Source organism: Allobosea sp. 05T433 (assembly GCF_056396065.1).
Map to the genome: position 1 here is coordinate 165284 of NZ_JBFTKS010000015.1, position 8104 is coordinate 173387.

Consider the following 8104-nt stretch of genomic DNA (forward strand, 5'->3'; position numbering starts at 1 on the left):
GCCGACTGATTCCGTTATCGCGCCGTCGCTTGCAGCCTGGCCGTTATGGGTTCAACCTCATGAAGGCCGTGCGGCAAAGCGTGAAGCGAGAGCAGGCTTTTACGGCCCCGCGAGGTCTTGTTCGATGGACTGCTCGGGCTGCGGTTTCCAGATCGAAAGCGGCTTTGCCTTCTGCCCGAAATGCGGCGTGCGCCAGCCCGTGCCGTGTTCGAGTTGCAGCTTTCTCTGTGCGCCGGATTTCGCCTTTTGCCCGCAATGCGGCGCCCGCACCACCGCGAGGGCCACTCCTCAGACAGCGTCCGCGTCGAGAGCAATCGCTGCGCTGGATTCCCGGATGCCAGCACCGCTTCCGGACGTTGAAAGGGACCATACAACCGCGCCGCCGGTCTCCGATGCGGATCGCAGGACGGTGACGGTCCTGTTCGCCGACCTCAGCGGCTTCACCGCGCTCAGCGAGCGGCTCGACCCCGAGGTCGTCCAGACCTTGCAGACCGCGTTGTTCACGGAACTGACCGCGGCCGTGCAGAGCTTCGGTGGCTTTGTCGACAAGTTCATCGGCGATGCGCTGCTCGCACTGTTCGGCGCACCTGTCGCGCATGAGGATGATCCCGAACGCGCGCTCCGCGCTGCGCTCGACATGATCGCCCGCACGGCGCGGCTCGGCGAAAGCTCCGCCGCCGGGCGCGCTGAAATGGTGCTCCATCTCGGCATAAACACCGGGCCGGTTGTTGCTGGAGGTCTCGGCGTCGGTACTGCGAAATCCTATTCGGTGACCGGCGACACGGTGAATACAGCGCAGAGACTGCAATCGCTGGCCGCCCCGGGCGAGGTCCTGGTGGGGCCGCTGACCTATAGGCTGACCCGGCATGCCTTCTCCTATACCTCGCTCGGTGAGGTCGCCCTTCGCGGCAGGTCCGGCAGCGTGCTGGTGCATCGGCTGGGTGGACCGCTCGCATCACCCCGTGCAGCGCGTGGGCTCGATGCACTCGGCCTCAGCGCACCGCTGATCGGCCGCGATGCGGAGCTCCAGCGCATGCTGGCGAGTCTCGACCAGGCCTGTGCTGGCCAGGCGCAGCTTCTGCGCCTTGTCGGTGAGGCCGGCATCGGGAAATCTCGGCTGGTGAACGAGTTCGTCGGCCGCCTCGGCTGCGAGGAGCGCTTTCGCGACGTTGCCGTACGGCAGGCCGCCTGCTCGCCGCTTGGCGAACAGTCCTTCGGCGCCATCGGCGCAGTCGTGCGCAGCGCTGCCGGGGTGATGCAGAACGATGCTCCCGACGAGATGCGCTTGAAGCTCGCAGCCTTGCTGGCCAACCTTGGCATGGCGGGCGAAGAGGCGGAGCGATTGATGCCGCTGCTCTACCATGTGCTCGGCCTGGGCGACCCCAAGGCAAGTTTGCAGCATGTCGAGCCCGAGCAATTGCGGCGGCAAATCCTCCATGCTGTCTGCACGATCATCGAGCGGCGCCTGGCGCTATCGCCGCTGCTGATCGTCGTCGAAGATCTGCACTGGGCTGACACGGTATCGCTGGAAGCGCTGCGTTTCGTGATGGACAGGCTGGACCGATCGCGGCTGATGCTGGTGGTCACTCATCGCCCCACGCAGCAAAACGACCCGCTGGACTCAAGCCGCTTCAGCCATACCGCGCTCAGGCTGACGCAGCTTGGAGACAGCGACGGACGCCGCCTGCTCGCGGCCCTGTTCGGAGAGGGCTGGCTGAGTTCCATCGGGGCGCTGCCTGAGAGGATCCTCGAGCGCGCCGGCGGCAACCCCCTGTTCCTCGAGGAGATCGTGCGCAGCCTGATCGAGCTCGACGTGCTGAAGCGCGACGGCCAGCACTGGCAGATCGTGGCGGGCGAAGCGGCAGTCAGCATCCCGGACACGATCCAGGCGATGTTGCTCGCCCGCTTCGACCGGCTGCCGCAGGAGGCGCGGCGTCTCGCGCAGGAAGCCGCGGTCATTGGCCCTCGCTTCGATGCGACGCTGCTTGCAGCGGTGACCGCCGACCCCGCCAGGCTCGAAGCCGGGCTCGAACTGCTTGGCGACGCGGAAATCATCCAGAAGGCCGGGACAGGCGCAATCTCGTCGCAGTGCTACCGCTTCACGCAGACATTGCTGCACGATGTGATCTACCAGAATCTGCTGCTGCTACGACGGACCGAACTGCACGGGCAGATCGCCACCGCCTTCGAAGGCCTGTGCGGCGAAAGTCCCGAAAGGCTCGAAGATCTGACCGTGCTCGGTCATCATTTCGGGCTGAGCGCAGAGCGGGAAAAGGGCGCGCAATACCTGCGCGAGGCCGGTGATCGCGCCCGCATGATCTATGCCAATGATGACGCCCTTCGCTTCTACGAGCAGGCGCTCGCGGCGCTGGCGACGGCCGAACCGACAGGGGTCAGGTTGCAGGTCGGCGAGCGGATTGCCGATCTCTGTGGCCCGACCGGCCGCCGTGCGCTGGCGCATGAGCACTATGGGATGGTGCTGCGGGTCTATCGCGAGAACGGCGACCGCGTCGCCTCGGCCCGGGTTCTTCGCAAGATCGGCCGCCTGCTCTGGGATGTCGGCAAGCGCGACAAGGCCGAAGCCTGCTACGCCGAGGCCGCGACACTTCTCGACGGAGCTGACGCACCGATCGAGCAGGCGCATCTCTGGCAGGAACGCGGCCGCCTGGCGTTCCGGACCGGCGACCACGCGCGTGCAGCAGAATGGGCCGACGCTGCGCTCGCATGCGCGTGCACGCTGACCCGGGACGAGGCCTCCGGGATCGGGCGCGAGGCAGCGCTCGTGACTGCGGAAGCGCTCAACACCAAGGGCGTCGCGCTGGCCCGGCTCGGGCGGAACCGCGAAGCAGTGCGCGAGGTGGAGCGAAGCATAGAGGTGGCTGAAGCTGCCGACCTGCCTGGCGCCGCCTGCCGCGGCTACACCAATCTCGGCGTGCTCTATACAACGATCAATCCCGTGCAGGCGATGGAGGTGTGTCGGCGCGGCCTCGAGATATCGCGGCGTATCGGCGATCTGGGTTTCCAGGCACGCCTCCTCACCAATCTGGCGGTCGCCTGCTGCACATTCACGGACCGCTGCCCGACAGAGGGCGTTCCGGCGGCGGAGAAGGCGGTGGAGATCGACCGTGCGCTCGACCAGCGCGAGCACCTGCCTGTGCCCCTGATCGTGCTCGGGCAGATTCACCAATGCCAGGGGCAACCAGACATCGCGGCCAGCTTCTACAACGAAGCGCTCGACGTTGCCCGCGAAACGGGCGAGCCGCAGCTGCTCTTTCCATGTTATGATGGTCTCGCAACACTCAATCTCGACCGTGACGATCTGGCGGAAGCCGACCGTTACTTTTCGCTGGCGCAAGATGTCTGCGCCCGGCACGGGCTCGACCCGGAAGCGCTCGTGGTGCTGCCTTTCCTCGATTGACCGCGGAGGAGGTTGGATATGCTCGCGCAGGCCGACATGGTTCCTCTTCAACCCGGCGACAGGGCACCGAACGTCGTGCTCGACGCCATCACCCGCGAGGGAAAGATCGCGATCGACGACTTTCGCGGTCAAAAGCCGGTGCTGGTCGGCCTGTACCGCGGCTTGCACTGTGCCTTCTGCCGGCGCCATATCGCCGCCCAGGCGCAGCTCGATCCGGCGCTCCGTGCTGCGGGCGTCGAGAGCCTGACCGTGGTCAACACGCCGATTGAACGCGCGCGGCTCTATTTCCGTTATCATCCGATGCCCAATCTTATCGCCGCCTCCGACCCTAAACGAACCTCCCACCAGGCATTTGGCCTGCCAAATCTCGAATTCACGGAGAACGAGACGGCGTGGCCGCACAAGGTCTCGATGGCCGCCGTGCTGGGTATGCGGGTCGAGATTTCCGGCGAGACGCCAGGACCGCTCGACCCGCTGGCGGGGTCGCAATTCCTCGACAACAAGGACGGTTACGAACTGACCGAGGCCGACCTGGAGATGAAGGCGACAGGCCTTGGCCAGCTTGTCGGCCAGTTCCTGCTCGACCGGCAAGGCATCGTGCGCTGGTGCTTCACCGAAGTTCCGGAAGGGGGGCGTTACATGTTCGGGGCGCCGAACCCCCAGGAGCTCATGTCGGCCGTTTCCCAGGTTGCGCAGTAGGGAGGTTCTTCAGCGAGCAAGGAGAGCCCCACCATGCCGTCCAGCTTCACCGTCCGCAGCGCCAGCGGTTATGAGCAGCTCATGGGCCGCTGGAGCCGTCAGCTTGCCGGCCCGTTCATTGATTTCGCCGGTATCGCCCATGGCGAGCGCGTCATCGACGTCGGCTGCGGCACAGGCAGCCTGACCTTCGCGCTGCCCCAGGCAGCGGAAATCGCCGAGGTCGCGGCGATCGACTTTTCACCGATCTTCGTCGCGGAGGCCCGGCGCCGGAACAGTGATCCGCGGATCACGATCAAGGAGGGCGATGCCTGCGCCATCCCTTTCCCCGACGACGAATTCGACCGGGCCCTGTCGCTGCTCGTCCTGCACTTCGTGCCGGCAGCCGACAAGGCGGTTGCCGAAATGCGTCGCGTCGTGCGGCCGGGCGGCGTTGTCGCAGCCGCCGTTTGGGATCATCTCGGCGGGATGTCGGGGATGCGCATGATGTTGGACACCCTCGCTGCGCAGGACGAGCAGGCGCGAAGCCTGCGCGCTCATTACTGCTTCCAGCCCATGATGAGGCCCGACGAAATGCGGCAGACCTTCACGGCGCAGGGCCTCGAGAGCGTCGAACAGACCTCGCTTATGATCAGGATGGATTACGCGAATTTCGCTGACTACTGGGACCCGTTCGCCGCCGGGGAGGGGCCGCTCGGCAAATATGTGGCGGGGCTCGATCCGGCGTCCCGGGCAAAGGCCGGTGAAGCCGTCAGGGCCGCCTATGAGGCCGGCCAACCTGATGGCCCGCGCTCATTTGCGGCGGTCGCCTGGGCCTGCCGGGGGGTGGTTCCCGGCGGTGGATAAGGACCACCGGCATAGGCCTCGATCAGCTGTTAGCTTGGCCGCCGCAACACCGCCCGAGGGCAGAAAGCCCTGGGATGGCGCACGCCAGACCTGGTTGATTTGCGCGGCTGTAGCAGCTGACTGAAGGGTAGTCCGGGCGCATCCCGGTTTCGCAAGTGGCTCGGAAATGTTCAGGCAGCCCGATGCCGCTGAATACTGCTTCCAGAATGAATTTTGCGGGCAGGATCTTCTAGAATTTGCTTGCACCGCGAGCGGGCACCCCCGACAAATGAGGATGAGAGTCCTCTCGTTCGCCACCGTTCAGCGACTTGCTCCTGAAACGGGCTTTGGGAAAGGGGATCAAGATGTTGGACCGCTTCGTTGAGTCCGTTCTGAACGTCGCCGCCGTCGTCGCCGGGTGGTTTGTGCCTCCAGGCGCACACAAGTTCGGACTGATCCAGATGGGCGTTTCACTCCTGCTGGTCACCGCCCTGATTGCGCTTGTCGCGTTCTGGCGGCACGCACGAAGTCGGCGGCGACACGCGCGCGACGATGCACAAGGCTGACCTGCTCGAGCCTAACGCGTGGCTCCCATGACCAAGGCTCCGAGCTTATGAGACCGGAGCCTCGACCATTCCGGAGAGCCGCCTGCCGGCCCTCCGCCTATTCAGCGGGGAAATTATCCCGCGGGAGCGAGCCTACCAGCGCTCATAATGGTGCCGGCGGTAGCCATGTGCAGGCGCCCAGGGCGGCGGACCACCATGGCGACGGCCATAACCATAGCCGTAGCCGTGACTATAGCCATCGCGGCGGCCGTAATATCGCTGCCGATCCATGTTGCCCTGGATGATCATCAAGCGTTCCCGCTTCGCCTCGGTCATGGCGAACGCCAACGGTTGCTTGTCGAGCTGCTGCGCAATCGAGGGCGCAATCGCTTCGCTGGCGTGAGCTGCGGGCGCGAGGCCGGCCATGGTTGCGGCCGCGCCCAAGACGATAGTGGCTGTGATCAAGAACCGACGCATCGGGGTTCTCCTTCTTTCCTCCCGGCGATTAAAGCCTTCCGAAAGGGAACGCAGGATGAACGGAATTGTTCGGCTCTGTTCAGGAAGCGCCCATCAGACGAAGCTCCTTGTGAGATAAGGAGAGCGCCATCTCTGCTGCGATCAACCCGCGCACTGCCACGGTTCTTTCCTCGAATACCCGAAAGCACGCGCGACCTGAGCTTTCGCCAGGGGCTGGATGTCCACAGCGTGGAAACGGACCCGCAACAGATCGGCTGCCCTAACGCGACATGATTCCGATCAGGATCGGCCCCCAGGCCGTGAGCAGGATATTGCCGATGGCATAGGGCACTGTGTAACCCAGCGCCGGAATGCTGCTCTGGGCCTCGTCCTGGATGGCCCTGAGCGCCGCCGTGATGGTGCCGGCCCCGGCGCAGGCGCCGAGCACGATGAGCGGGTCCATCTTAAGGACGTAGCGCCCGAACAGAATGCCGATGGTATGCGGCAGCAGCGCGGAGACGAGGCCGACCAGGATCAGGCTGACGCCGGTCGCCTTCAGGCCCGAGACGAAACTTGGGCCGGCGCCGAGCCCGACGATGCCGATGAACATGCAGAGCCCGACCGTATCGAAGATCCAGATCGCCGGCTCGGGAATGCGACCGTAGAAGGGGTAGACGGAGCGCAGCCAGCCGAAGACGAGCCCCATGAAGAGCGCGCCGCCGCTGGCGGTCAGTGTCAGTGGCACGCCCCAGACGACCAGTGTCAGCAGACCGAACAAGCCGCCCAGGAAGATCCCGAAGCCGACGAAGACCATGTCGGTGGCCGAAGTGCGGCGGTCGGGATAGCCGAGTTCGGTCGCGGCCCGCTCGACTTCCGGCAACGGCCCGACCAACGACATGACGTCACCACGATTGACGCGTGTCGTCGGCTCGATCGGCATCTCAATGCCCGAGCGTGTCAGCTTGGACAGGAAGACCCCCCGCGCGAACTCCGCTTCGACCAGTTCCGCCAACGATTTCTCGTCGATGCTGCGGGCTGTCACGATGACGTTGAGCGCCTCGAGCGGAATGTCGAGCAGCTCGGGGTCGCTCACCTCGGGGCCGATCAGGTCGCCGCGGGCGGCGTGAACCTCATGGCGCGCCATAATGGCAATGATGTCGCCGGCCTGGATCCTGCGATCCGAAGCGTGGCCGAACAGCACGACACCGCTGCGAACGCGCAGGATGAAGGCACGGGTCTCCTTGATGAGCGCTTCGATCTCGGTGATCGTCTTGTTGGTCAGAACCGGGTTTTCGACGCGATAGGCGCGAACGTCGAACAAGCGGGCAGCGGAGGTGACGCCCTCCACATCGGCGCCCGGACCGGCCTTGTCCGCGCGCTGTGCCGCGATCTCGCGAAGGTTGATACCCATGAGCTTGGGCCCGACCTTCGGCAGGAACCAGACCAGGGCCGCCGTCCCGACCAGGTAGGTGACGGCGTAGGCGACGGGAATATTGTTGATGAGCGCGGTCCGCTCCGCCTGCGGAAGATTCAGCCGCTGGATCGCTTCGCCCGCCGTTCCGATGACGGTCGACTCGGAGAACGCCCCGGCAAGAAGCCCGGCCGCCGTGCCCATGTCGAAGTTCAGCAATCTCGCGAAGCCGAGCGCCACGAGCAGGCATGTGACGCACAGAACCACCGTCAGTGCCATTTGTGGAAGCGCGTCTCGCTTCAGGGCGCGAAAGAACTGCGGGCCGACCTTGTAACCGGTCGTGAAGAGGAAGAGGTCGAAGAAGACCGTCTTCACGGCCGGGGGCACCTTGACGTCGAGCTGGCCGACCAGGACGCCCGCCAGCAGGCAGCCGACGACGACGCCGAGGCTGAAGCCTCCGATCTTCGCCTTGCCGATCAGGAAGCCGAGAGCGATCGTCAGGAAGATGGCGAGCTCGGGATTGTTGCGCAGGGCTTCGACGACGTAGTTCATGCTTTGCCTCGCAGCATTGAACTCGGACATGCGATCAAGTCGTGACTGATCGAATGTCCGATGGTTGCCGAACGCAGGAAATCACCTGCCCACACCTTCACTCCTGCCGCTCTCGCGCGTCAGGGCTTTTTGGCGAGAGCGAGATTGTAGGCATCGAAGGCCTGGCGGTAGCCACGCGCCACCGCGCGGGTAGCGCGGCCG

General features: G+C 65.2%; 6 protein-coding genes. 4 read left to right on the forward strand and 2 right to left on the reverse strand.

What is annotated here, in order from left to right; all coding sequences use genetic code 11:
• Positions 1–124: 124 nt before the first annotated feature.
• The 4 genes from AC1DGP_RS20990 to AC1DGP_RS21005 all read left to right on the forward strand — a co-directional run bounded on the left by AC1DGP_RS20990 (position 125) and on the right by AC1DGP_RS21005 (position 5505).
• Positions 125–3418 (forward strand): adenylate/guanylate cyclase domain-containing protein, encoded by a 3294-nt coding sequence (locus tag AC1DGP_RS20990; RefSeq protein WP_476776603.1) that lies wholly within the window; start codon positions 125–127, stop codon positions 3416–3418.
• A gap of 18 nt (positions 3419–3436) precedes the next feature.
• Entirely contained in the window at positions 3437–4117 is a 681-nt protein-coding gene (locus AC1DGP_RS20995) for a peroxiredoxin-like family protein (protein WP_441507778.1), read from the forward strand.
• A 33-nt stretch (positions 4118–4150) separates the two neighbouring features.
• Complete coding sequence (locus tag AC1DGP_RS21000; protein WP_441507779.1) at positions 4151–4960, forward strand: class I SAM-dependent methyltransferase; 810 nt, start codon at positions 4151–4153, stop codon at positions 4958–4960.
• A 344-nt stretch (positions 4961–5304) separates the two neighbouring features.
• On the forward strand, positions 5305–5505 hold the full coding sequence (locus tag AC1DGP_RS21005; protein WP_441490986.1) for a hypothetical protein: 201 nt from the start codon (positions 5305–5307) through the stop codon (positions 5503–5505).
• Positions 5506–5637: 132 nt separating this feature from the next.
• Here AC1DGP_RS21005 and AC1DGP_RS21010 read toward each other — a convergent pair whose 3' ends face one another.
• Positions 5638–5961, reverse strand: a complete 324-nt coding sequence (locus AC1DGP_RS21010; protein WP_441490985.1) for a hypothetical protein — start codon at positions 5959–5961, stop codon at positions 5638–5640.
• Positions 5962–6220: 259 nt separating this feature from the next.
• Entirely contained in the window at positions 6221–7903 is a 1683-nt protein-coding gene (aspT, locus tag AC1DGP_RS21015; RefSeq protein ID WP_476769656.1) for an aspartate-alanine antiporter, read from the reverse strand.
• Positions 7904–8104 lie beyond the last annotated feature (201 nt).